Source organism: Bradyrhizobium jicamae (assembly GCF_018130215.1).
GTDB lineage: Bacteria > Pseudomonadota > Alphaproteobacteria > Rhizobiales > Xanthobacteraceae > Bradyrhizobium > Bradyrhizobium jicamae_A.
In genome coordinates, this window is sequence record NZ_JAFCKQ010000008.1 from 78,298 (window position 1) to 103,017 (window position 24,720).

Annotated in this window: 21 protein-coding genes; 4 read left to right on the forward strand and 17 right to left on the reverse strand. The window is 61.4% G+C overall.

Features of this window, described 5'->3' with window-relative positions:
- Positions 1-9: 9 nt before the first annotated feature.
- From bchZ to JQ586_RS12520, 6 genes are all read right to left on the reverse strand, one after another.
- A complete protein-coding gene (gene bchZ / locus JQ586_RS12495) occupies positions 10-1,458 on the reverse strand; it encodes a chlorophyllide a reductase subunit Z (RefSeq protein ID WP_212394860.1) in 1,449 nt (482 codons plus the stop codon).
- A complete protein-coding gene (gene bchY / locus JQ586_RS12500; RefSeq protein ID WP_249147526.1) occupies positions 1,458-2,963 on the reverse strand; it encodes a chlorophyllide a reductase subunit Y in 1,506 nt (501 codons plus the stop codon). The genes bchZ and bchY overlap by 1 nt, the downstream gene beginning before the upstream one ends.
- 41 nt (positions 2,964-3,004) lie before the next feature.
- On the reverse strand, positions 3,005-4,003 hold the full coding sequence (locus JQ586_RS12505) for a chlorophyllide a reductase iron protein subunit X (protein ID WP_212394862.1): 999 nt from the start codon (positions 4,001-4,003) through the stop codon (positions 3,005-3,007).
- Positions 4,000-4,944 carry a chlorophyll synthesis pathway protein BchC gene (gene bchC / locus JQ586_RS12510; protein ID WP_212394983.1) on the reverse strand — a complete coding sequence of 315 codons (945 nt, stop codon included), beginning with the start codon at positions 4,942-4,944 and terminating at the stop codon, positions 4,000-4,002. Before bchC ends, JQ586_RS12505 begins: the two co-directional genes overlap by 4 nt.
- A gap of 86 nt (positions 4,945-5,030) precedes the next feature.
- On the reverse strand, positions 5,031-6,179 hold the full coding sequence (locus tag JQ586_RS12515) for a methyltransferase (protein WP_312016960.1): 1,149 nt from the start codon (positions 6,177-6,179) through the stop codon (positions 5,031-5,033).
- On the reverse strand, positions 6,179-7,048 hold the full coding sequence (locus JQ586_RS12520; RefSeq protein WP_212394863.1) for a polyprenyl synthetase family protein: 870 nt from the start codon (positions 7,046-7,048) through the stop codon (positions 6,179-6,181). Before JQ586_RS12520 ends, JQ586_RS12515 begins: the two co-directional genes overlap by 1 nt.
- Positions 7,049-7,159: 111 nt before the next feature.
- Here JQ586_RS12520 and crtD point away from each other — a divergent pair, with 111 nt between their 5' ends.
- Together crtD and JQ586_RS12530 are read left to right on the forward strand one after the other, a co-directional pair.
- The gene (crtD, locus tag JQ586_RS12525; RefSeq protein ID WP_212394864.1) at positions 7,160-8,689 is read left to right on the forward strand and encodes a 1-hydroxycarotenoid 3,4-desaturase CrtD; all 1,530 of its coding nucleotides are present in this window, start codon (positions 7,160-7,162) and stop codon (positions 8,687-8,689) included.
- A 155-nt stretch (positions 8,690-8,844) separates the two neighbouring features.
- Positions 8,845-9,549 carry a hydratase gene (locus tag JQ586_RS12530; protein ID WP_312016961.1) on the forward strand — a complete coding sequence of 235 codons (705 nt, stop codon included), beginning with the start codon at positions 8,845-8,847 and terminating at the stop codon, positions 9,547-9,549.
- Between the two features lie 12 nt (positions 9,550-9,561).
- Here JQ586_RS12530 and JQ586_RS12535 read toward each other — a convergent pair whose 3' ends face one another.
- The 8 genes from JQ586_RS12535 to hemC form a co-directional block, all read right to left on the reverse strand.
- Complete coding sequence (locus JQ586_RS12535; protein ID WP_212394865.1) at positions 9,562-9,699, reverse strand: hypothetical protein; 138 nt, start codon at positions 9,697-9,699, stop codon at positions 9,562-9,564.
- Positions 9,696-10,730: a phytoene/squalene synthase family protein gene (locus tag JQ586_RS12540; protein ID WP_212394866.1), complete on the reverse strand. Its 1,035-nt coding sequence runs from the start codon at positions 10,728-10,730 to the stop codon at positions 9,696-9,698. The genes JQ586_RS12535 and JQ586_RS12540 overlap by 4 nt, the downstream gene beginning before the upstream one ends.
- Positions 10,727-12,268, reverse strand: coding sequence for a phytoene desaturase (locus JQ586_RS12545; RefSeq protein WP_212394986.1), 1,542 nt, complete (start codon positions 12,266-12,268; stop codon positions 10,727-10,729). The genes JQ586_RS12540 and JQ586_RS12545 overlap by 4 nt, the downstream gene beginning before the upstream one ends.
- 49 nt (positions 12,269-12,317) lie before the next feature.
- A complete protein-coding gene (gene bchO / locus JQ586_RS12550) occupies positions 12,318-13,223 on the reverse strand; it encodes an alpha/beta fold hydrolase BchO (RefSeq protein ID WP_212394867.1) in 906 nt (301 codons plus the stop codon).
- A gap of 34 nt (positions 13,224-13,257) precedes the next feature.
- Positions 13,258-14,223, reverse strand: a complete 966-nt coding sequence (locus tag JQ586_RS12555) for an alpha/beta fold hydrolase (RefSeq protein ID WP_212394868.1) — start codon at positions 14,221-14,223, stop codon at positions 13,258-13,260.
- 280 nt (positions 14,224-14,503) lie between these two features.
- Positions 14,504-16,249 carry a magnesium chelatase subunit D gene (locus JQ586_RS12560; protein ID WP_212394869.1) on the reverse strand — a complete coding sequence of 582 codons (1,746 nt, stop codon included), beginning with the start codon at positions 16,247-16,249 and terminating at the stop codon, positions 14,504-14,506.
- A complete protein-coding gene (gene bchI, locus JQ586_RS12565) occupies positions 16,246-17,268 on the reverse strand; it encodes a magnesium chelatase ATPase subunit I (protein WP_212394870.1) in 1,023 nt (340 codons plus the stop codon). Before bchI ends, JQ586_RS12560 begins: the two co-directional genes overlap by 4 nt.
- Before the next feature lie 3 nt (positions 17,269-17,271).
- Complete coding sequence (gene hemC, locus JQ586_RS12570; protein ID WP_212394871.1) at positions 17,272-18,261, reverse strand: hydroxymethylbilane synthase; 990 nt, start codon at positions 18,259-18,261, stop codon at positions 17,272-17,274.
- Between the two features lie 680 nt (positions 18,262-18,941).
- Between hemC and JQ586_RS12575 the strand changes: the two genes are divergently transcribed.
- Positions 18,942-20,912 (forward strand): AI-2E family transporter, encoded by a 1,971-nt coding sequence (locus JQ586_RS12575; protein ID WP_212394872.1) that lies wholly within the window; start codon positions 18,942-18,944, stop codon positions 20,910-20,912.
- 74 nt (positions 20,913-20,986) lie between these two features.
- On the forward strand, positions 20,987-21,133 hold the full coding sequence (locus tag JQ586_RS41500; protein WP_409410980.1) for an antibiotic biosynthesis monooxygenase: 147 nt from the start codon (positions 20,987-20,989) through the stop codon (positions 21,131-21,133).
- An 86-nt stretch (positions 21,134-21,219) separates the two neighbouring features.
- On the opposite strand, the gene JQ586_RS12580 is transcribed toward JQ586_RS41500, so the two are convergent.
- From JQ586_RS12580 to JQ586_RS12590, 3 genes are all read right to left on the reverse strand, one after another.
- Entirely contained in the window at positions 21,220-21,804 is a 585-nt protein-coding gene (locus tag JQ586_RS12580) for a hypothetical protein (protein ID WP_212394873.1), read from the reverse strand.
- Between the two features lie 875 nt (positions 21,805-22,679).
- The gene (locus JQ586_RS12585; RefSeq protein WP_212394874.1) at positions 22,680-23,270 is read right to left on the reverse strand and encodes a cupin domain-containing protein; all 591 of its coding nucleotides are present in this window, start codon (positions 23,268-23,270) and stop codon (positions 22,680-22,682) included.
- A 440-nt stretch (positions 23,271-23,710) separates the two neighbouring features.
- Positions 23,711-24,619, reverse strand: a complete 909-nt coding sequence (locus tag JQ586_RS12590; RefSeq protein ID WP_212394875.1) for a LysR family transcriptional regulator — start codon at positions 24,617-24,619, stop codon at positions 23,711-23,713.
- Positions 24,620-24,720 lie beyond the last annotated feature (101 nt).

Consider the following 24,720-nt stretch of genomic DNA (forward strand, 5'->3'; position numbering starts at 1 on the left):
TTTGTTTCGTCATGCGGCCCGCCCTGCGAGCGAAAGGCTCGCCAGAGCAAGAATGTCAGCCGTCACGCGGTCTTGCCCCGCACCACGAGCGTCGCGCTCGGCAGCATCGCGCAGGCGCTTCGCTGCCGAGATCCTGATCAGCACGGGCTGGCTGTCGACCATACGATCGAATACGCGTTTGGCTTCGTCATCCCACGCCAGTTCACGATGCACCCGCGCTGGGGTCGCCTCGACTTTGTCGAGATTTGTCGCAAGCGGCAGGATGTTGAAAAGCGCATCGAACAAGGCGTTGCAGACCTCCTGCACCAGATAGGTCGCGCCGGCATAGCCCATGAATGGCGTTCCGGTATGGCGTCGGATGATGGCGCCTGGAAACGACGCTGCGATGTACATCGCGCGGCAGCCGGCCTCCGCTGCATACATGCGCTCGTTGTAGCTGCCAAACAGCACAAGCGGAGTTCGCTTTTGGACCACCTCGCGGATGGCTTCGTTGTCGGTCTTGCCGCCGGCGGTCCGCGCGACCGCAAACATGCAGGGAAGCCCCATCTCAGTTTCGAGAAAATTCCGCAGGCCGCGGGTATAGGTCTCATTGGCGACGACGGCGAAACTTGCGGTACCGAAGAAGTCCTGAGTCACTGACCGCCAGAGGTCCCACAGCGGCTTGATCGTTGTGTGCTTCTCGCGCTCGATGAACGGTTCGGGATCTAGCCCAAGAATTTGCCCGAGCGTCCGCAGGAATTTGGTCGTCGAATGCAGCCCAATTGGCGCCTGCAGGTAGGGCCGCTCCAGCGTTTCGCAGAGCAGGCGTCCAAATTCACGGTACATGCAGACATTGGCATCGGCATTGACCAGCTTGGGTACATCGGCCAAGTGGCTGCCGAGCGGAAACACCATATTGATCTCGGCGCCGATCCCCTCGATCAGCCGGCAAATCTCGGCCAGGTCCGACGGCAGATTGAAGATGCCGTAGCTCGGGCCGATGATGTTGACACGTGGCTTCTGGCCATCCGCCCGTGGCTTCCGCTCCGGAATTTTCCGCGCACCGTATTCACTCCAGAGCCATGACAGCGCGCGATTGGCGCTTTGCCATTGGTCCTCATCGATCGTCCGCGGCAGGAAACGCTTGATGTTACTGCCTTCAGGCGTCACGCCGCCGCCGATCATTTCGGCGATTGATCCCGTCACGACGACGGCCGGAAGATCCGGATCGAGCACAGCCCGCGCGCGCTTCATCGCCTGCTCGGTACCCTTCTGGCCTAATTCTTCCTCGGCGAGCCCGGTGACCACGATCGGCAGTTCGTGCGGCGGCAGCGCGTCGGTGTAGTGCAACACCGACGTCACCGGCAGGTTCTCGCAGCCGACCGGCCCATCGATAATGACCTGCAGGCCCTTGATCGCCGTGAAGGCGTAGACCGCCCCCCAATATCCACCGGCGCGATCGTGATCGAGGATCAGCATCACACCATCTCCTCGGACTTGCGCTTCTTGGTCTGCGCAGCCGTGGCCTTGCGGAACTTGTCGCGAAACTCGGGTCGCGGGACCGGCGTGTGCTGCCAGATGCCGGCTTTGTCGCCCTCGCCGACGTCATCGAAAAACTCGCGCATGGCGTCGAAGCGCGCTTTGCCGGCGATCGCGGCATTGACGACCTGCGCCAGGGACCCGGCGCCGGCGCCGCCGAACAGCGGCCGCGCCGAGATCAAATTGGTGAAGTAAAGCGCGGGGATCCCCTTTGCTTTGGCCTTCTGCACGACCGGCGTGGTACCGATCGCAAGGTCCGGACTGAATTCCTCCATAGCCCCGATATCGTGCTCGAGCGACGCGCGATACTGAACACGGACGCCCTTGGCTTCGAGCCAGGCGCGATCCGCATCCGACCACGGCGTCCGCGGACAGGCGGTGCCGACGTAACGCAGATCGGCGCCGCTTTCGACCAGGAGGCGTCCGACCAGCAGTTCCGAGCCTTCATAGCCCGACAGCGTGATCCGGCCGTTGATCGGCGCGGCTGCGAGTGCTGCGCTGATCTCGGGCAGCGCCGCATTCTTCGCCGCGTCGATCATAGCGCGCGAGATCCCGCAGGCACCGCCGATCGCTTCCAGCCAGGTCTCCGTTCCATCCCGGCCAACCGGCGCCGAGCCGACGATGGCGCGGCCCGCAGCTTCAAACTCCCGGATTGACGCTTTGTAGAACGGATGAATCGCCGCGACCGCTGCGCAGTCGAAGGCCCCGTACAGCTCGCGCCATTCGCGTGTCGGCACCGCGGGCCCCGCGGCCAGGCCCATCGGCGCCAGCAACATACCGATCCCGACGGGATCAGCCGGGAACATTTCGCCCAGCAACGTGATGGTCGGTCGGTCGCCGCGCGGCGTCGACGGGGCCTGCACGGGCCCCTGCTCCGCTTCACGCCGTGCGTAGTTCAGCATCGCGGCTGCCAGCACGTCCTTGGCTTCGGCATGTGTCGGCACACCGAACCCGGGCACATCGATGCCGATGACCCGCACGCCGGCGATCTCCTTCGGCAGGATCTGCAGCGGCACGCCGGACGCGGTGGGAACGCAGAGGTTGATCACGACCACTGCGTCATACTTCTCCGGGTCGGCCAGCTTAAACACGGCATCGCGAATGTCCTCGAACAACTTTCCGGTAACCAGTGTCTCCGAATTAAACGGCACATAGCCGACGCTGCGTCGCGCGCCATAAAAATGCGACGTGAAGGTCAGGCCGTAGACGCAGCAGGCCGATCCCGACAGCACGGTCGCTGTCCGCCGCATCCGCAAGCCGACGCGCAGCGAGCCGAAGGCGGGGCACATACTCTGCGGCTGATCGTGTGGCCCCACCGGATAGTCTGCCGCGTAACGCGCGATAGTTTCGCTCTTGCCAGCGGCTTCGGCCGCCTTCCTCAATTCCTCCTTGCCGCCGTGACAGCCGATACCGTCGCCGGACGGGGGCGACGATCCCGGATGCATGTCGTCGCGAAGGGACGTGTCGGTCATCGCATCAAATCCGCTCAAACATTGTCGTAGATCACTTCAAGCGACGGCCTGGCTGTCGCCTGCGCGCCGCACATGTCTTCCAGCGTCGCCTGCTCGAGCACGACGTCGCGGCCGACATCCGAGCCCTTGAACAGCCCGAGCAACCCGTCATGCGTCAGCGTGCGCGGCTGCTGCGGAGGAGATTCTGCGACGTTCCTGGCGAGGTCTTCGAACAAGGGCGCCCAGGGCGTACCCGGCCTGCCGATGATCTGGTAGCTGGCGCTCTTGCGGCGAATGTCGTCGTCGGCTGGAATCGACGCCAGTACGGGAATGCCGACGGAGTCCGCGAACGCTTTCGCTTCACCGGTGCCGTCGTCCTTGTTGATGACGATACCGGCAACACCGACATTACCGCCAAGCTTGCGGAAATATTCGACCGCCGAGCAGACATTGTTGGCGACGTACAGCGACTGCAGATCGTTCGATCCGACGATGATCACCTTCTGGCACATGTCACGTGCGATCGGAAGCCCGAAACCGCCGCAGACCACGTCGCCCAGGAAGTCGAGCAACACGTAATCGAATCCCCAATCGTGGAAGCCGAGCTTCTCGATCAGCTCGAAGCCATGGATGATTCCGCGGCCGCCGCAACCGCGACCCACCTCGGGACCGCCGAGCTCCATGGCGAACACACCATCGCGCTTGAAGCAGACGTCGCCGATCCTGACGTCCTCTCCGGCGAGCTTCTTCTTCGACGACGTCTCCAGAATGGTCGGGCAGGCCCGACCACCGAACAGGAGCGAGGTTGTGTCGCTCTTGGGGTCGCAGCCGATCAGCAGGACCTTCTTGCCCTGCTGCGCCATCATGTACGACAGGTTGGCGAGCGTGAAGCTCTTGCCGATGCCGCCCTTGCCGTAGATCGCGATGATCTGCGTGGTCTTGGTCGGCGCCGCCGTCACCGGCGCATTCGGTTCGATCGCAGCTTCAGCCCGAAGGTTGTCCCTCATGGCATCGAGCTTGGTGTGGGCATTCATACGCACGCTCTCCAATCAAGAGTCATTTTCAGGCAGATCGCATCGCCGAACGCCGTTGCGTAGGCTGCGACGGCATTCTCCGCGCTCTCGCAATGGCTGATTAGCCCGTCGAGCGACAGCTTTTCGGCGGCGATCAGATCGCGCACGGCAACCAGATCCTCCTGGCGCCACTCGGCCGCGATGCGAATCCGTGCTTCCCGCATGAATGCCGGCGGAAACACGAAGCTCAATGGCGCGCTGTAGAAGCCGGCAAGAACGACTTCGCCGCCGGGCGCCAGATGCGAGATCAGCGTGTTGAGAATTTTCGCATCGCCGCTGACGTCGCAGATCGTCCGATAGTCGCGCCGCGTCTCGCTTGCGGGATCGATGACGTAGTATCCGAGCGCGCCCTGGGCTCGGCCTGCATTACGTTCCCAGACGACCGGCGGCTCCGCGCCGAGCGCGACCGTCAGCCGCGCAAGCAAGCGACCGAGCGTGCCGTGGCCGACGATGCATTCGGGCTTGGCGTCGCCCATCAGGCGAAGGGCATGATAAGCGGTGGCCGCCAACGCCAATAGGACCCCCTGTCGACCAAGTCCCTCGTCGATCGCAACGATGCGCTTCGCCGGCGCGACGAGCCGCGATGCCGCGGCACCGAACAAGCTGCGCACTCCATTGAAGCAGCCGGACGCTCCGGCCACGAACACGCGCTCGCCATCGCGGAAGCCGGTATTTGCGGCCGGCCGATGCACGCGGCCGACGGCTTCGTAACCAGGTACGAGCGGATAGCCCATGCCAGGGAAAGACGGCATCCGCCCTTCGAACAGCAAACGTTCGGTGCCGGTGCTGATCGCCGTAAACTCAGTATCGACGACGACCTGATCGTCAGCCGGATCGGCCAGCTGAAGTCGCTTTAACGCGAGCTGCCCTGGCTGTTCCAGCACTACGGCTAACGCGTCCATCGGCCAAATCCCCGGCGAGGCTGCCCTAAGGAGTGTCAGGTTATCCTGACTGTCTTTTGTGTCAACTGAAATTAACATCTTTTGCGTCAACGACGCGCGACAATCACGCTGGCGATCAGCGGAATTCGGGTCGGACGGTCCCGCACATCGGAGAAACCCGATCGCGACAGCAACCTTTGCAGCGCAACAAAGCTTCGCGGGCGGCCGCTCCCCATGGCGAGGAGATAGAGTGCAAAATACGCACTCAGCGCATCGGCACCGCCGCGCGATGCCGACATCGGCTCGCCGATCACAAGCGCGCCGTCGGGGGGCAGTGCGTTGCGAATGCGCGTGAAAAGATCGAGCACAACCTCGTCGTCATGATCGTGCACGACGCGGATCAGCGAAATGACATCGGCGCCTTGCGGCAATGGCGTTTTGAGAAAGTCACCGCCAATCACCGTTGCGCGTGACGCAAGTCCCGCGGTACAGAGCTTGTCGCGCGCGATCGCTGCGACCTCAGGGAGGTCCAGAAGCTTCAGCTCGAGCTTCGGCGCGACTTGGCTGACCGAGACCAGGAAGCTGCCATCCCCACCCCCGATATCCAGCAAACACCGATGCTTTCGAAAGGAATAAGCACCAAGCACCATTTCGGCGACCATTGGCTGGGATGCCGACATCAGCGCCGTATAAGGTGACACAGCCTCACGGGTCAGACCGACGGCGTCTCCCGTCGCATATGGCCAATAGCTTGAGAGGCGACATCCGCATGCATCCTCCCGCAAAAAGGCGACCGGGTCGGACAAATCAGCATAGAGCGCGGCATGATGCTCAACCATCGCCGCGATTCCCGGATTGCCGAGGATCGCAGCGCCGAGCGGACCAAGTCCGTATCGCTCTTCGCGCCGCTCGAGCAACCGCAGCGCAGCGGCCGCCTCCAGCAGCACGCCCATCGCATCCGGCGGGATCGATGCTCGCGCCGCAAGGGCCGCGGCCGTCAGCGGCCCTGGTCGCAATTGCTGGAACAAGCGCAGTCGCACGCACACAACCAGGACCTGCGAATAAACAAAGCCGGCGCAGAGATCGAACAGGTCAGCCGCACGGCGCCGCGCGATCGGCCGTGTCAGTAGAAAGGCTGCCGCAAGTCGCTGAAAACGGCGGCTCGAAAGCAGCCCATCGCGAATTCGGCGCAGGTGGTCGCCGAGGGACGTTTGCGCCATGTCATGACCGAAGGCCATTGCCGGCCTCCTGATCATTATGCCGCGGATTGCGCCAAACGCTTCGGCACCAATCGCTTGGCTTCCTGAGCGATCAAGGCGCGCAGTTCATGCGCGTTCGCACAGGCCGGCATGGCGCGAATGCCGTCGGCGACGAGATCGTGCAGGTAGGAGATCGCGCCGTTCAAGCCGTATTGCATGACCGCGCTCGGCCGCCCAAGCGCTGCGTCCTTGCCGACCGGCTTGCCGCCTTCGTACTCATCGCCGGCCGCATCACTGATGTCGTCGGCGACCTGATAAGCCTCGCCGATTTTCTCGCCAAGTAACCGCCAGGCTTCGGCATCCTCCGCGCCGGCCGCAGCGGCGCCGCAGACCGTGGCGGCGGCGAACAGCGCACCGGTTTTGGAGCGGTGATAACGCGACAGGTCGATTTTCGGCTCGCACTCCCAAGCCTGGCCGGCGACGATGCCGTGAGGCACGCCAACCGCGCCACCAACCGTCCCGATCAGAGCGGTCAAGCGGGCCGGAGAGCATGACGCGCGCGCCATGGTGTGAAACGAAAGCACGATGAGCGCATCGCCGGCCAGCACAGCCAACGGTTCGCCGAAAGCAGCATGGATCGACGGACGGCCGCGCCGCAGCGCTGCGTCATCGAAGCATGGAAGGTCATCGTGCACGAGAGAAGCACAATGCAGGAGCTCGATAGCGGCCCCCGCCGCGTCAGTGGCGCCAGGCTCGTCGTCGCCGCATGCGCTCGCAACGGCATGACACAGTCTTGGTCGAACCCGAGCCCCCTTTGGAAATACGGCAGCTCGCATGGCCGCCGCCAGGCGCGGTGGGCATCCCGGCTGATCGGCCAACCCGATCGCATGATTGAGGGCCTTTTCGATACGGGTCGCGACGTCCATGGCAACCTCCCAGATAAAGCGCTCGGTTATGTCATCTTTTATTGACGATTGACACGTCAACTAAAATAGACAGATATTGACGAACTGCAAGTGGATTGTTCTGAGGCGGTCATGGGCACGCACCGGGCTGTGGTGATCGGGGCTGGAACCGCGGGGCTGACCGCAGCAAGCACGCTTGCAAGCAACGGGCTCGACGTAACGGTGGTCGAACGGGCGGAAGGGCCCGGCGGCAAGATGCGCGAGATTATTGTCGGATCCCGTCCGATCGACTCCGGCCCCACTGTTTTCACGATGCGCTGGGTGTTCGACGACCTTTTCGAAGCGCTTGGCGAGCGGCTCGAAGACCACTTAACACTTCGTCCCCTCGATACCCTGGCGCGTCACGCCTGGACCGATGGCAGCCGCCTCGATCTCTTCACCGATGAGGAGCAATCGGTAGACGCCATTGGCGGCTTCGCAGGTCGCACCGATGCAGAAGGCTTTCGCGCTTTCATCGCTGACGCGCGAAAGATCTTCGAGGTGCTGAAGTCGCCTTTCATCTGCGCAGCCGAGCCCAGCATGATGATGCTGTTGCGGAGCTCAGGCTTCCGCGATCTGACGGCAATCAAGCCGTTTCAGGCTCTTTGGAAAGCGCTCGGTAGCTACTTCAGCGATCCACGCCTGCGCCAATTGTTCGGCCGTTACGCGACATATTGCGGTTCGTCGCCGTTCGATGCGCCCGCGACGCTGATGCTGGTGGCGCATGTCGAGAGAGCCGGCGTTTGGCTGATCGACGGCGGCATGTATCAATTGGCACGAACGCTGGCAGACGTCGCAGTCAGGCGCGGTGCCCGCTTGCGCTACGGCTGCGACGTTTCCAGCATCATGGTCACGGCTGGCCGCGCTGCAGGTGTCCGTCTCGCAAATGGCGAGCGCATCGAGGCGGACATCGTGGTCGCAACCGCTGACGTGGCAGCAATCGCGCAGGGACTATTTGGTGGCGACGCCACCAACGCGGTACCAGGGATTCCCGAGACGGCGAGGTCCCTGTCGGCGATCACCTGGAGCTGTGTCGGGACGACCAGCGACTTTCCCCTGCTTCATCATTCCGTGTTTTTCTCGCGTGACTATCGCGCCGAATTCGACAGTATCTTCCGACGCGGTCAGATGCCGATCGAGCCGACGGTTTATGTCTGCGCCCAGGATCGCGACGATACTGCGGCCGCTCCCTCCTCGCCCGAACGGCTGTTTATACTTATCAATGCACCGGCGATCGGCGATCGGCACCAATTCGAACCTGCGGAGATCAGCCAATGCACGCAGCGAACATTTGCGATGCTCATGCGATGCGGCCTTGCCGTCACGACGATGCCGGAATTCACCAAAGTCACGACGCCGACCGACTTCAACCGCATGTTTCCTGGCACCGGCGGCGCGCTCTACGGCCGCAGTTCGCATGGATGGATGGCCTCATTCCAACGACCGGGAGCGCGCAGCAAGTTGCCCGGCCTTTACCTGGCAGGTGGCAGCACCCATCCGGGCCCGGGAGTGCCGATGGCGGCGCTGTCGGGACGGATGGCGGCAGCAAGCGCGATCGCGGACTTCGGTTCGACAGCGAGGTTCCGGACAACGGATATGCGTGGTGGTATGTCGACGCGCTGAGCGACGACGGGCACCATGGCATCACCCTGATCGCTTTTGTCGGGAGCGTGTTCTCACCCTATTATGCATTTGCGCGACGGTTAGGAAAGGCCGACCCGCTCGATCATTGTGCGCTCAACGTCGCGCTTTACGGCAGTTCAGGAAAATGCTGGGCCATGACCGAGCGGCGGCGCGCCGCGATCAAACGCAGCGACTGCGATTTCACGATCGGCCCAAGTTCCGTGTCGTGGGATGGCCAAGCGCTAAACATCAGGATCGACGAGATCACCAATCCGTTTCCATCGCGCCTGCGTGGAACCGTCCGGGTCCACCCATCAGCGCTGACCGCACGGACGTTGACACTCGATGGCGCAGGCCAGCACCGGTGGTGGCCGATCGCGCCTTGCTCGCGCGTTCAGGTCGACTTTGCGCAGCCGAAGCTCCGTTGGCTCGGCGATGGCTATTTCGACATCAATCACGGTGACGCCCCGCTCGAGAATGACTTTTCCGGCTGGCAATGGTCGCGTTCGCGTACGCGAAGGGGAACGCTGGTGAGCTACGAGACCCTGGCGCGCTCGGGACCCAATATGGATCTTTCGCTGCGTTTTGATCCGACCGGAGCTGTCGAAGAGTTGGAACCGTTGTCGCGCACAGACTTGCCTTCCACGGCATGGCGGATCGGCCGGGCGGCACGCGGCGACCCCGCGCAGCCGATCACAGTGAAGCGCACATTGGAGGACGCGCCATTCTATGCGCGCTCGCTCTTGTCTGCGCGGCTGTTCGGCGAGTCCTCTGACGTCATGCATGAAAGCCTGTCGCTTGATCGATTCCGGCTGCCAGTCGTGCAAGCGATGCTGCCGTTCCGCATGCCGCGCTGGTAGGCGTTTGATAGGCTATTCCCTGCTGTCGCCCGGTGCCTTTTCCTCGGCGCGTTTTCGGTCCAGCCGCCGTCCCTGCCATTCCAGCAGTGCCCAGCCGAGAGCGAACATTGCGACCAGGCCGAACTCGATAATTCCGCCCATTTCGTTCATGGTGCTGGACCACTGCGCACCATCTGGTCGCGCCGCTCCAGCCGCTCGAATAGATCAAGCACCCAAACCGCACGCTCGACAGCGCTCTTGTGCTTTGCCCTCGTTGCGACGCGTGAATGTGATGCTGTGACAGCGTCAACCAGAAAACGAGCCGCGGGCTCGATGGGATGATCGATCTCGGGTCCGGCGGCTAGCGAGACGATTGCCGCCCGGCCGAGGAGATAGAGCTTTCGCGACCAATCGACGACCGCGCGACGAGAAACCGAATCAAGAAGGTTACGTTCGACCTCGCGCCCGATCTCCGCATAGATCAACCGCGCACCATGAATACTGGGCCGGCAAGAGAATGGCAAAGCTCTAATTCCACAGATCGCGCGCGCGTAGAAGACATCCGCAGCTTCGATCAACCTGCCGACGACGATCCCGATCCGCGCATCAAATGCCGGTTTGGTCAACCAAGCTTCGGGATCGATGCCCATCTCACGCAACCATTGCAGCGGCAGATAAAGGCGGCCCGCGCGGGCATCCTCGCCAACATCGCGCGCAATGTTCGTCAACTGCATGGCAATGCCGAGGTCGCAGGCACGCGCAACGACGTTCGGGTCACGGCGCCGCATCAGGAGGGACATCATGGCACCGACCGTTCCCGCGACCCGAACCGCGTAGAGAATAAGTTCGTTTAATGTCTCGTATCGGCGCCCCTCTGCGTCCCAGCAAAGGCCTTCGAGAAGGGCCTCTGGAAGTTCGCGCGGAATGGTAAAGCGCGCCACGACGTCGGCGAATGCGCGATCCGCCGGCACGGGCAATGGTTGCCCGGAATAAGCGCGCTGGATGCGGTCCTTGAGCCGATCGACGGCGTCAGGCCGACGGTCGCCAAGGTCGACCGCATCGTCGGCCAGACGGCAGAATGCATAAAGCGCGGTTGCTGGGTCGCTGACGGAACGGGGCAGGACTACCGAGGCCGCAAAGAACGTTCGCGATCCTCCACGAAGCAATTCGCGGCATGCCGCGATATCCGATTTGACCGTCACTGCGAGGCCCTAAGTGTTTGCGGATCAGGGACGAGCTCGTCGAGCACGCGGGCGGACGACAACACGCCAGGCAGACCCGCCCCAGGATGTGTGCCTGCTCCGACCAGATAGAGCCGGTCGACTTCCTCGCTGCGATTGTGTGGACGAAACCATGCGCTCTGAGTCAGAATCGGTTCCAGCCCGAAAGCCGCGCCGCGGTATGAAGATAGGCAGTCCTGGAACTCCTGCGGCGTCAGGATGCGCGATGTGACGACCTGATCGCGCAATCCCGGTAGAATTCCGTCGCTGAGTGCCTGCTCGATGCGTCGTCGATAGGGCTCGGCCTGGCGAGACCAATCGGTACCGCTCTGCAGATGCGGCACCGGCGACAGGACGTAAAAGGCATCGCAACCGTCAGGCGCAAGCGATTGATCTGTGGCCGTCGGTCGATGCAGATAAAGACTGAAATCGTCGGCGAGCAGCTTGCGCTCGAAAATATCGTCGAGCAGTCCGCGGTAGCGTGGTCCCAGAAGGATCGTGTGATGCGCGACATCTTCATAGCGGCGGCGTGTGCCGAAGTACCAGACGAACAGGCTCATCGAATACCGGGCCCGGTCGATCCGCCGGTCGGTCCAGCGCCTTCGCTCGATGCCGGGTAACAGATGCCGATACGTCCAGGCCGAGTCGGCGTTGGACACCACGACATCGGCATCGACGGTTTCGCCGCTCGCCAGTCGCACACCGGTGGCGCAGCGTTTGCGCGTCAGTATCTCGGCTACCTCGGCGCCGCATCGAATGGCCCCACCCTGGCCTTTGATCAAATCAACCAATCCGTGCACGAGCTTGCCGGTGCCGCCCATCGCAAAATGAACGCCCCAGCGCCGTTCCAGGAATGCGATCAGGCAATAGATCGATGTTGTCGAGAACGGGTTACCCCCGATCAGTAGCGGATGGAAGCTGAAGACGACGCGGAGCCGCTCGTCGCCAATGAAGCGCGAAACGAAATCATAGACGGTTCGATAGCTTTTCAGCTTGAGCATCACCGGCACGATGCGCGCCATGTCAGACCATGACTCGAACGGGACATCGCCAAGCTCCTCGAAGCCGACCTTAAAGATGGCTTCGCTGGCTCTTAGGAAACGCTCATAGCCTTCGACGTCGCACGGCGAGAACCGTCTAATCTGCTCGCGCATCGCATCCGCATCATCCGAGCAGTCAAACACTGCGCCATCGTCGAAGCGAATGCGATAAAACGGCGAGACCGGTCGCAGCACGACGTCATCGGCAAGCCGGCGTCCGCACAGCCGCCACAGCTCCTCGAATAAGAACGGAGCAGTGATGATGGTCGGCCCGGCGTCGAAAGTGAAGCCGTCCTGACGATGCACGTAAGCACGGCCACCTGGCGCATCGAGTTGCTCGAAAACGGAAACACGGTATCCCTTGGCGCCCAACCGGACGGCGGCGGCCAAACCGCCGAAGCCGCTGCCAACTACTACGGCATGCGGGCGACGATCGGTCCGCGATGGCGTGGCAACCATGCGTGACGCGGGATCGAGCATACTCGAAGTGTAAATCAAAACTAACAATCGAGCCAGCAAAAACGTCAACCTAGACTGACATTTCGTGCTGCACCGCAATCAGGCCGCTTGCCGCCGCAGCATTCACGATGATGGCCGCCGTCGTTTCTGGCAACTCCTCATGCGCGAGGTGACCTGTGCCGCTGAGCGTCTCCAGCTTCGCCCGCGGGACAAGCTGCTGCACTTGCCGAGCCAGGTCAGGCGGAATCGCTCGATCGTTGCCGGCTGCGATCAGCAACAAGTCCATCGCAAGCTTCGGTAGATCGCGCATCAGCGGGCGCAGATCCCAATTTGCCATCATCTGCAAGGCCGCAGCAACATGGGCAGGACTGGCCACCAGTTTGCCGTAGAACCGCTCGCCTTCGGGATCAATCGACGAGCCGGTGCCGACGATCAAGCGATGCACCGCAGCCGGGTCACGCCCGCGCCAGGCGACCATCCTTGGCACGAATGGATTGAACGTGAGCGCCTTGGCGAGCGGCGAAAGGAATTGCGCGGCCACCCCGCCAAAAGGCAGAAAGGCGCCGTTGAGGCTGACGATGAGCTTCGGCTCGATCGTGCCATCAAGCGACATCCGCGCCAGAATAGCAGCACCGGCGGAATGACCGATAGCAATCTCGGGTTTGACGGCCAGCGTCTTGCACAATGAGGCGAGATCTCGCGCCATTCCCGGCAATGACAAATGATGAGCCTGTGGCGATTGCGTAAATCCATGCCCGGGCAGATCCGGCGCGACAATGGTAAAATATCTCGCGAGCAAAGGAGCGAGCGCGCGCCAGGAATGCGTCGCCGCTCCGGTCCCATGCGCCAACAGCGCGACAGGTCCTTCCCCCATGACCTGGACGTGCCAGCGGTAGCCGGCAGACTCCACAAAACGGCTCGCTGAGCGGTTCGGCCAATCCGCGCCGTCGACAGTCCATGACAATCTTTGACCCATCGCGCCATCATCCGCTCAGGACGTACATAAGGCGTCAGGTTGACGTCACACAGCTCAGGAAGACCTCGTATTGCGATACGAATTCCGCAGGTTTCTCAAAATGCGGCATGGCACCGGTCTGGAACACATCAAAGCTCCAGTTCGGCAGACGCTGAACTGTTCGCTTCTGCTCATAGTCAACGAAATCGCCACGCACGCCATGGCTCATCCATACGGGCATAGATAGGTTCCGGTAGAGCGTCATCGCATCGGTGCTGAACAAATAGCCCGACACGAAATAGTAGGGCGCATTTTCGGCACCTGGCTGGTGTGTGGTCAGGTAGTCATATTCCAGCAAGCCCTCGTCGATGTCTTTGGCGCCCCAAGTCTTCTGCAGGAAGAAACGAATGCTTGCGCGCGAGGTGAGCGCCGAGAAAAATCCTCGTTTCCATAGAGGAAAGCTCAAGAACACATGCAGCCAAGGCATTGCAAGTGTTCTGCCGGGGCTTGAGACTTGTGCTGCACGTTCGGCTCTCCGGTCAAAACCCGTCGGGCTGATCAATGCGACCGTTCTGATGGCGTTCGGCGCTTCCGTCGCTGCGCGCGCCGCGAATTCGCAGCCCAGCGAGAGCGCTACGACATCGACCGCGGCATTGTCGTGCCGGCTTTGAATGTCACCGATGGCGGCGAGCACAGCGTCCGTCATCAGCCGGGGCGTATACTTTCGATCGCTACGGTCCGACAGTCCGAAGCCGGGAAGATCGAGGGCGTAGACCGGGCGCTTGCCGAGATAGTGGTCGAACAGCGGCCTCATCTCATACGCAGTGGCAGCTGCGTTGACACTGTGCACAAGCAGCAGCGGCGGCTGAGTCCCGGACACCGGCTCCCCGCCCCCGTAAAACGCGATAGGACCCGATCGGATATCTGCAATGACCCGACGCGAACCTGCCACCGGCGGCGGCAGCGTCTCGAGCGCCAAGGAGGCGGCCCCGGCACTTTCCATAGATCTCGCCTGCTGCATGGGGGACCACCTCTCCAGTCATTTCGGTCAATCGCGTTAAAGGCGCCGTGTCCAAGCCGACAAGCAACGACAGGGTAGCTTGACACCAACGTGTGAAAACGCAAGTTGACTCCGGTTCGTTCCTCAAAACCCGCCATCGAAGTCCTCGCCGTCGTCCGCCAGTCTACTCCCGTCCGGATGATGCGGCAGACCGCCCCTATTTGCCGGAATATCGGGAGGTGCGAGCCAGCCCCCAGATGAACAAATGCTGCGGCGTGTTCGTGGTTATGCAGGATAGACGTCACGCCTGCATATGCGCCCGGATTGCACGTGATAATTTCGCTGCATCGGCGTAAGGCAGCACGACATACCGCGCATTCATCTCCGCGGCGATACCAGCGGCCTGTTGTTGCGGTCGCGGCGACGTGTCGACGACGACAGCTGGAATAGTCGAGACCCGCAACTGACGCGCCGCGTCTCGCGCCTCGCTCTCTGCTTCCGTCCGGCCGGAATGGCCGTCCCTGCACACATTGGCGCGCCCATCCGTCATCAGAACGATCGTTGGACAATGTCCTTTGCTACGCACCGCCAATGCCAGCGATGTCGCCGAGACGATCGCTGCCGACAATGGCGTACCGCCGCCGCCGGGTAACGCAGCAAGGCTGCGCTTTGCACGCGTGAGGGACCGGGTCGGCGGCAGGATCAACTCGGCGGCCTTTCCGCGGAATGCGATCAACGCGACCTCGTCGCGGCGCACATAGCAATCGGCGAGCAAAAGCTCGACAGCGCCCTTCACCTCGGCCAGCCGCCGCAGGGCGGAGGATCCGGAAGCATCAACCACGAAGATCGTCGACGTCGCACTCCTCTCCCTGAACCGCGTGACACGAAAGTCATCCCTGTGGATGACAAGACGTGGCGCTCGATCGGCCCCCACAAGTTGGCTTTGTGTTCGACGCCGCAGCGACTGCCAAGGCGCCGCCGAGCGCAAGGTTTCGAGAACGTTCAGCCGAGCCCCGGACCGTAGCTCGCCACGGCGGACGCCGATGGGACGGCCGCGCTGCTTGCTAACCCTGGACATGCCCTGCTTGCCGACGCTGGCGCTGCGCAATTTATCTTGATCTCCCACTCGTAGACGCTTGAGCAGATCGGGCGGGATCGCGGCCAGTGCGGCCGCCAGCACCAGGTCATCGAGCTGAGCATCCTCAGGCACGTGCTGCTCCGCGCCTTCAGGTTCGCGGTTCTTGGCCGGCTCGGCCTCAGCACTTGACGCCTCCGGAATGGCTGTTGCCCGTGGCGCCAGCACAAGTCGAGCGGCCAGCTCAAGATGGGCATCTCGCACCCTGTCATCGTCATCGAGCGCAGCTGCAGCACGCGCGACACGTATCGCAAACAACGGCGCCCGAAGCGACGCCACTCCGAGCGACGCGGCCGTTGAACAGAGTGCCTTCAGCGCGTGAGCCGGCAGTTTCGCCTTCCCAACCCGTCCCCGTGCGGCAGCAATTTGATCGGCGCAAAATGTTGAACCAATCATATCTTGCCGGGATAGATCCGTAAGATCGACGCGCAATGCGATGCGGTCACATATCGACGGCGCGGCGCGCTCATCCCCGATACCTTCATCAAGAGCAACCACAGCGAAAAGCGACGGAATGCGCTGCGACAGGCCGTCGCGCTCGATCACGATTTCGCGCATGTCGAGCGCTGAGTTTAGGTGCGCCACGGTGGACGCCGCGAGCCGTTCGGCCATGACGGCGACAAGGATACCTCCGTTCACTTCCGCCAGCAGCCCGCGTTCGATCACCGGCCGGCCCACACTGAGCGTCGCCGCCAGGTCGATACCGCCCAACAGGCGGCCGTCGGAAATTGCAGGCGGGCATTTTCGCAGCGGCGTCTGCTCAGGGAGCAAACCTCGTAGCGTCTCCAGCCAATGGTCACGAAGTGGCCCCGCGCCACTGCGAATACATATTCCACCGAGCCCAACGGGATCGATCGCAAGCAACGCAGCAGCGGTCAGCGCGTCCGACCAGCCTGTTGCGGTCGCCCTCATGCGGGCAGACACTCGGCAACGGCACGTTCGACCCGAACGCCCGAGCCGGAATCGTCGAGCGGGTTGCGCCGCAACCGGTGTCGCAGGGCAGCTGGCGCCACGCGTCGCAGATGCGAGTCATCGACCGACTTGTCACCCTCGAGCGCCGCGACCGCACGCGCTGCACGCATCAGCGTCAGCTCACCTCGCAGCCCGTCAGTGCCAAGCGACACGCAAAGCTGCGCGGCCTTGGCAAGCGATTTGTCGGATACCGTCACCTGCCCCAGTCGATCCCGCGCGGCCAGAATGCGTTTGCGCGATTTCAAATCTTGCTTGGCCCATTGCGCGCCAAACCCGATCGGATCGGTTTCGAATGCGTCGCGCCGCTTGACCACTTCAATCCGGGTCGGCAGGTCGGCCGGCGTCCTGACGTCGACCGACAAGCCAAATCGATCCAGGAGCTGCGGTCGCAATTCACCCTCTTCCGGATTGCCGGTGCCAACCAGCACGACTCGCGCGGGGTGCCGCACGCTCAGACCATCGCGTTCGACGACGTTCTCGCCCGACGCGGCGACGTCAAGCAGGAGATCGACCAGGTGATCTTCGAGCAAGTTGACTTCGTCGATATACAGAAAACCCCTATTGGCGCGCGCCAGCAATCCCGGCTCGAACGACTTCTCGCCTCGCGCCAAAGCGCGCTCAAGATCGAGAGCGCCGACCACACGATCCTCGGTCGCACCAAGCGGGAGATCAATAACCGGTACGGCAACTTGATGCGACTTCAGCTTCGCAGCTGGGCACGCGCGACATTCCCCGCACAACGTTGCCGAGTCATCGGGATCGCATTGATATTTGCAACCGACGACTGCCCGCATCGACGGCAACAGTGCGGCGAGCGCGCGCACCGCAGTGGATTTTCCAGACCCCCGATCGCCGAACGCCAACACACCACCGACCTTGGGGTCGACCGCGGCGATCATCAGAGCGAGCTTCATTTCGTCCTGACCAACGATCGCCGAAAACGGGAAAACCGCGGGCATGATCTAAGGCTCCTCGGGACGAGTGCGGGCAATGACGTTAGCCGCTCCCTTCTCGAGCAGGTCGAAGGCAACCATCCGCCCGAGTTCACGCGGTCTGTCGACGGTACCGATCCGCCTCGCCTCGATGAAATTGCTCCCGTCCTGCTCCAGAACGGCCGCCATTAGTTCCATCTCTCCGCCCGACAACATCGCGTGTCCCGCAATCGGAGAATTGCAATGTCCGTTGAGCACCCAAAGCAGCTCGCGCTCCGCTTCGGCACATAACCGCGCCCCCTCGCCCTCGATCATTGCGAGGCACGCGCGGGTTGACCAGTCACGCTCCGCACATTCGACCGCAACGATGCCCTGCCCGACTGCGGGGAGCATCTCATCCACCGAGAAGTCATAAGCGATACGCGATGCCAGCCCGACACGCTGCAGCCCTGAACGCGCCATCACCAGCGCATCGGCCGGCCCCACGATGCCGCCATCTGCGAGCTGCTGTACTTCGCCGCGGTCTAGTTTCCGTATTCGCGTATCCGCCGCACCGCGAAAGTGAATAACGGTTGCCTCGGGAAACAACCGCGCTAGATAGGCCGCCCGGCGCACAGCATTGGTGCCAATCTTGAAGCCCTTACCGTGCGATGCGCGAAATTTGTCGATCGTAAGACCTCGACGTAGCACCAGCGAGTCGTTGGAGGCATCTCGCGGCAGGGCCGCGGCGATTACCAACCCCGGCGTTTCCTCGTTGCCCGGCAGATCCTTCAGCGAATGCATCGCCGCATGCAGTTCACCGTCGAGCATTGCCTGGCGAATTTCTGCGACAAAAGCGCCACCCTTGCCACCATGACGCAAAAGCCTGCTGATGTGGTCTTGATCGCCCCTCGTTTCGAATGTGACGATCTGGACGTCAACCTTCGGAGCGGTCGCCCGCAGCAGGCGGGCGACCTCTTCGGTTTGCGCCAGCGCCATGGCGCTCTTACGCGTCCCAATGCGAAGGCTCCGTTTCGACACGCCAGCTCCGATCAAACCAGACGAGTGTCAAGCTTTATTGACGTTATGTAAACATTACGCCCAGGTCAACAGGGTCGGATCGGCTGCGGGATCCGGCCTGTTCGCGATAGATTTCGCTGGTCCGAAATTAGGGCTTATTGTGCGCTGCAGCACTCCTAGCGAGCTTTCAGATGCCGGCGTTCAATCGTAAGTGCGGCGAGTTTTTCTGGCCATCTCTGGCCACCGCGACATAGCACTCGTCAAACCGTTCAAAGAGGATGCTATGAAAGCTTTTGTTTGCGCCAGGGAGATCGCCGAGCAGATGTTGATGAGCCGGTACCAGCCGAAAAAGAAGCTGCCATCGAAGTCTGGGCGGTTTCGGGCAACGACTTCGAACGTTTGGCCTGGAAGCTCAAACGGTGGGCTGGTGACCGGACGCCTCCGCAATACTATCCCTCTTCCGATTGCGCCGTAGGCAAAGACTCGGTTGAGGTCGCTGCTTCTCATATGTTTCGCGCAGCCCGCCAGGCCAGGCCAACAACGCCTCGATATCAAACCGTCGCACAACGCGATCGATGTTGAATGCCGGATCGAGCACCCGCATTTCACGCGCCTTGGAACGTCGGGGAACTTTAATCGCTTGGTTAGCTTATTTGGTTGGTCCGGTTACCGGAGTAGGCGCAAGAGCATCGCTCGGCAAAATGCAGATTGATCCGGTCAAATCCGTTAGCGCAGGGGATGAGGCACCCATCCGTGTCGCCTCGTTTTCCGTTATATTTGCCCTGATCATCGCTGCGCTTTACCTCGGCCGTGAAGTTTTCGTACCTATCTCGTTGGCGGTACTGCTCAGCTTCGTGCTGGCACCGGCGGTAAGGCTCCTCCAGCGCATCCACATTCCCCGCGCGTTGGCGGTCCTTGGATCGGTCGGCATCGCTTTCATGCTGCTGTTCGTCGTGGGAAGCATTATTGCCAAGCAACTGAACCAGCTTGCCGGAGACCTCCCGCAATACCAGGCGACGATCGTGTCGAAAATCGACTCCGTCCGAGGAATCGCGGGTGGCAGCACGACTTTGGAACGCGCGGCGGCGATGCTAAAGCAGTTAGGCGAGGAGATTCAGCATCCGGCAGCGAATGCACCGGCGGCCTCTCATTCGAACGGTGACAATCCGGTTGTCGCGAAACCTCTTAAAGTCGAGGTTCTTCAACCCGATCCAGGTGCGTTGGAGAACATAAGGGTTCTTATCGCCCCGCTGATATCGCCTTTGGCGACAACCGGGATCATCATAATCTTCGTCGTCTTTATACTCATTCAGCGAGAGGATTTGCGCAATCGCCTGATCCGCCTCTTCGGATCGAACGATTTGCAACGGACCACGGCAGCGCTCGACGACGCCGCGTCAAGGTTGAGCAAGCTGTTCCTCAATCAACTTCTCATAAACTCCAGCTTTGGGTTAGCGATCGGGATCGGCTTGACAACCATCGGTATTCCGCGCGCAATCCTGTGGGGAATCCTGGCGGCGGTGCTTCGGTTCGTACCTTACATCGGGTCGCTCATCGCAGCATTATTTCCGCTCGCTTTGGCTCTTGCTGTAGATCCGGGCTGGTCGATGTTGATCGGGACGCTGGCGCTGTTCCTGATCGTCGAGCCCGTAGTCGGACACGTAGTCGAACCGATGGTGTATGGTCGATCCACCGGTTTGTCTCCCGTCGCCGTCGTCCTATCGGCGACGTTCTGGACCGCACTTTGGGGACCTGTCGGGCTCGTCTTGGCAACGCCTCTCACTGTTTGCCTGGTCGTCTTGGGTCGGCATGTCGAACGACTGGCCTTTCTCGATGTGATGTTCGGCGACCGCCCGGCGTTGTCTCCGCCGGAGATCTTTTACCAACGCATGCTCGCGGGCGATCCGACCGAAGCGGCTGAAATGGCGGAAGAATTCCTCAAGGAGCGTTCTCTCTCGGCCTACATGGAGGAAGTGGCGCTTCGGGGCCTGCTACTCGCGAAGAGCGATTGCGACCGCGGTAAGTTGAATAACGAGCGGATGGAGCGAATAAATACGACCGTGGAAGCGTTATGCGAAGACTTCGCGAACCTGGAGGACAGGATTCCCGATGCAGGATCCTCGACCAACGATGTCGAAGCGGTGGCAGCCTTGGACGCCATGTCGCAAACTTCGATGCAGGAATGCGCGATACTCGACAGACAATCGTTGCCGGCTCCCTGGAGCGCGGACAGGGCGATACTCTGTCTGGGTGGCGCCTCGCCCTTGGATGACGCGGCGGCGGCGCTGTTGGCGCAGCTTCTCGATGCACATGGCTTGAATGCGGGAACGGAACGGCTTGGGCGAGCAATTCGCGGTCCCGGTGTCGGCGCGACAAGAGACTCCGCCGTGATCTTTCTGAGCTATTTGGGCGACGGCAAGGACGCTCAGATTCGATTTGCGGTCCGTCAGCTTGGCAGACTCGCTCCTAATGTACCGGTGTTGGTCGGATGCTGGTCTTTCGACGGTGGCGAACGATCTCCGGTCCAGGGCACGCCAGCCTATCGAGTTGTGAGGAGCTTCAGAGAAGGCACGGCTTATTGTGTGCGCCATGCCCAGGCAGATATCGAGAAGGTCATATCACTAGATCCGACGGGCAGCTTTTCTTCACCAATTACCGCGCAAGCCTCTTAGGCGATATACTTGCTTCGAATTGCCGACCTTTGGGTCGAGCGTGCTGCGAACCCTCATTCGCGAATGCATCTTGAGTGCTTGGCCGAGAGGAGAGGTGCGATCAGGTCCTGCCGCTGTCCGACCGGGCTCGCTCCCTGAACGATGAGCCCGGCAACCTGCGATTCGAAGTAGCGATCCCTCGCGAGGGCGAATCAAGAATACTCATCTATGAAGTCTACTAGGATGATGACGCCTTTGAGGTGCATCGAAACGCGCCTTCCAGGACACAACGGCTCTCGCCCTGCGATCGGGGCCAGGCCGATGATGTTCAAGAGCCTTCAAACTTGAACGAGACGTTTAGTCTGGTGCGATAGGCCTCCACGTTTCCCTTGGCGTCCAGTAGGAAACAGGACTCTCTCCCTGCTATCATCAAACTTAGCACCACGATACCGGGATCGGAAGGATGCAGCGTGGCGACCCAATCGAGAGACCGTTCCGCGAGGATTCCAGCAATTTGACCCGGTGCGATGTTCCTGACGCCAAAGACCGGTAGCAAGCAACTTAATCCCAGCTCAAAACTGGCGTCGCTCTCACGCGGTACGCCGTTTGGATCAAACTTTCCCGCCGCGGCGGCGCGACCTTTGACGACGCGTTCGAGGCGGATCAAGCGATCTTGAAGCTTCCGATCCCTCCTGCGTCGGGGTTTGTGGGAGGGCAGATCGGCGAGTGGTCGAGGCAGCTCTCTTCGAACGGCGACGGCCGTTTCGAGCGCAGAGAGGAATTGCCGGCCTTCTTCTGTGATCGACCAACCTTCAACATCGCGAAGCACGAGCTTGGCCGAGAAAATGTTGAGGTCAGGCGCATGTCCGGCCAACCGCTTCATGCGATCGGTCCAATCTTTGCCGCTGTTCATCAGGATTTCGACGGCTCGCCGCACCTCAGCAACTGAGGCTCTCCCGGTGGGCTGGCCGGCCAGCACTTTAATTTGCGTCGATATCGCCGCGCGTCGACTATGTCCGGTTTACCCCTTGGTAGCCGACATGCAGGCGGGTGTCGGGGTCGGTCGGAAAGGGCCAAACCCGGACATCACTCGATCACCTCGTTGGTGCGCCGTGACGGCTTTGGTGGACTGCCGACGCAGACGCCGGGAGGATCAGCAGAGCGGCCCGCCTCGAGGCTGGCCCGGACCTACCACGGCCCTGGGCCGCTGTGGCGCGATCAGTGTAAGACATTAGGCCAACGGACCCAGCTCTTGCTTCCGTCCGGGGTGCACGAAATTGTCATCCCGATGTTAGGTAGCCAGATTTCCAGAGTATGATTTGGCTCCCCGCCGGAAACTGAATCCAATTCGCTATCGCAAAGCGCATCGATTTCTCGCTCAGCAGCGTTCGTCTTCACTGCAATCTCCTGTTTTACGAAGGGACACTTCCCTCGGAGTTGCGGGATACTGCACCTACTAGCGACGATCAGTGATTCAGATCACACGTCCATTCTGCGCGGGTCGTTTGGTTACAAGGTACGACCCTAGAGGACGTCGATTAGGCCAAATTGATGCGGCTGAAGCTGGCGCTTCAGAGCGGCAGATCACGGATGATCTTGCGCCAGTGACGTGGCGCAAAAGAAAGCCTTGCCTGCCGAGCGGATGTTCGATGAGCGTCGCTCCGGCCTCTTCCTGGCCATGTCCGGTCATCCCCCACTAGCCGACGTATAAACGAACGAAGGATTTCGTCGGCATGGGCCATTTTCTGACTCAGCATTTTAGCTTTTGTGGGCAATGGTTGAGCCCGCCTACCTGTATTCTGCCCCATATTTGAGAGCGACTGCGTTGATCTGCTCCCGCGTCAGTTCCTTTCGCGGTTCGCCCGGTCGACTGCAGGTTTCGCGGAAGAAACCATCGAGGCCCGGGGGCGCCATGACCCACAGCAGAACCAATTCCTGATCTGGACTACTGAAACCATGCCAAGTGTTCTTGGGTATGAAAATCGTTCCTCCTCTTTCGCAAGAGTGAGGCACATCATTTAGTGTGACCGTGCCACTGCCTTCTAGAACGTAGAAAGCTTCGTCCCTGTCGAGGTGTCGGTGCACCGGAATGCCCGAGCCCTTGGGTAGCTGCTGTGTGCCCAGGCCAAGATTATTGGATCCCCTTACGGGGTCGACCTTGATGAAGATATTTCCGCCATCACGAAAATGGATCAGGTGTTGACCCTCTCTGGCAACAAGCACATAACCCTGCGGCATCGGATTGTGCGAATTCGTCTCGATCTCGTTGCTGTTCGGCATCGCGCGCTCCATCGGCCGATATTCGACAATGAAAAACGCCACAATAGCAGAATGCTGCACTACGAGCGAAGCCCATGGCCAAAGACGGCTTTGGGTCACCAGCGGCGGTCCATGAGCGAAGATGATGTCGGTTTGGCGCCAACAACCGACATGTTCTGCAGCGAACGGACCATTCGATCTCTTGCAGTGCGGTCCAGCAGCGTTGCCGGAACGTCAAGTCCGAGCGATATGGCTGTCTTGAGTTTGATTGACAGTTCGCACTTGGTCGGAAGCTGGACCGACGGATCCAAGACTAATCCCCAAGGCGATCCAAAGGAACCGTCACCCTTAGCTTGAGGCCGTCCGGCTACCAGTCACGATCTTGCCACCAAGTTGATCAGTGATAGTGCGTTGCGAAAGTACGCTGCCAAACCGGTCAGGTCGGCGGCGTAGCGCCCGCCAGCCTTTCTCCTGATCGAGCCGCGTGGTGCCGCTCCAGCAATTGGTGTCTACCGCCACAGTTGGCTGCGGAGAGTACGCCATGAGAAACATCGCCGATCTCATCCAGTATGCCACGGCGGCGTGCCGCGGAATGCTTGTGCCAAAAAATCGACCATGACGCGCGCCTTGGCGCTGAGGTGGCGGCGGCTGGGATAGACCGCCAGCACATCGATTTCAGGCATGCGATAGTCGGTCAACAGCGGCACCAGCCGTCTCCGTCGCAAATCCTCGCCCACAAGGAAGGCCGGCTGCCGGATAATGCCGAGTCCGGCCAATGCCGCTGCGCGGGCGGTATCGCCATTGTTGGTTCGCATAATGTGGTGCACCGCAACGATATGCTCCTTGCCTGCATTGTCGAGCATTTGCCAATCATCCACCGAATCCGAATAAGTATACGCGATGCAGGCATGCTCCTTGAGATCCTCCGGACGCGCCGGTGTGCCGTGACGTGCGACATAGTCGGGAGAAGCACAAATCAGATGGCGCGTGGTCGCGAGCTTGCGGCTGACAAGGGCGGACGATCCGCCACGTGAGATGCGGACGGCCAGATCGTAGCCCTCTTCGACAAGGTCGACGACTCGATCCACCAGGCTGACATCCAGCTCGATATCCGGGTAGCGCGCGCAGAAGCGCGGCCACAGTGGGGCCAAATGCAGAATGCCGAAGCTCAACGGCGCATTGACCCGCAGCCGTCCGCGCGGTTGGATCGCGGCCGTGGATGCAAGCGCCTCGGCCTCGGCCACGTCGTCGAGAATGGAAAGCGCCCGATCATACAGCATCTTTCCGGTCTCGGTCATCGACAGCCGCCGCGAGGTGCGGTTGAGAAGTCGGGCGCCGAGCGATTGCTCGAGTTCGTTGACATAACGGGTGACATTGGCCGGCGAGGTATCGAGCTTGTCCGCGGCGCGAGTAAAGCTGCCCTGGCCGACGACGGTTGCGAAAACCTCAAAAGCCCGCAAGCGGTCCATGCTCTACCCGGTGATCATTCATAAAAGCTGAATGATATAACCAGTTTTCGTGCCTTCTTTCAATTCCTTGGCGGGTCTACTTACCAGCTCATCAAGGCCGC